This window comes from Frigidibacter sp. SD6-1, from assembly GCF_030143255.1.
GTDB lineage: Bacteria > Pseudomonadota > Alphaproteobacteria > Rhodobacterales > Rhodobacteraceae > TMP-24.
Window position 1 is genome coordinate 1 of sequence record NZ_JARJNR010000038.1, and the last position, 566, is coordinate 566.

A 566-nucleotide genomic window follows, 5' to 3' on the forward strand; every position below is an offset into this window, starting at 1 on the left:
GCGACCTCGAGATTGTGCACCAGCGTCGGCCGGTCGTCCAGCTCCGCCGAGACGACGGTGATCACCCCGCCGTCCGCGTCCACGATCCGGTCGCCGGGGGCCAGCTCCCCCGCCTGCACCCAGCCGCGCCCCTCGACATAGAGCGGATGCTCCGCCGTCACGCCGAGCCGGGAGCTCTGCCCCGACGCCTCCAGCCCCAGCCAGACCAGATCCGTCGCCTGACGCCCCATGATCGCGGCCACGGGATAGGGCCCGACCTCCCCCGTCTCCTCGTTCCGCGCGATCACAAGATCGCCCTCGCGCAGGTCCTCGATCCGGACCTTGCCCGTCAGAACACTCACGGTTGGTAGCCAGCACTGACTTGGGCTACAAACCTATTAGCTGCCCAAGTATCCCTTTTTCCATGGCTTTGATTTAGATTCCCTTTCAAAATGGCTCATTGGCTCGGGAATCTCTTGATCTAGAATCTCTAGCAGCGCCACCATCAAGTGCCCACAACCGATAGCATGGGCTTCAGCAACCTCACAACCGCACGTCGCGATCAGTTCGCCACTTTCTTCGCGAGC

General features: G+C 63.3%; 2 protein-coding genes. Both read right to left on the reverse strand.

All coding sequences use genetic code 11. The annotated features are described in order from the left end of the window. Positions 1 to 341: polymorphic toxin-type HINT domain-containing protein (locus P0645_RS19280; RefSeq protein ID WP_284166178.1), on the reverse strand; the 341-nt coding region annotated here is incomplete at its 3' end. A gap of 36 nt (positions 342 to 377) precedes the next feature. Further along, a partial coding sequence (locus P0645_RS19285) for a hypothetical protein (protein WP_284166179.1) occupies positions 378 to 566 on the reverse strand: 189 nt, incomplete at its 5' end.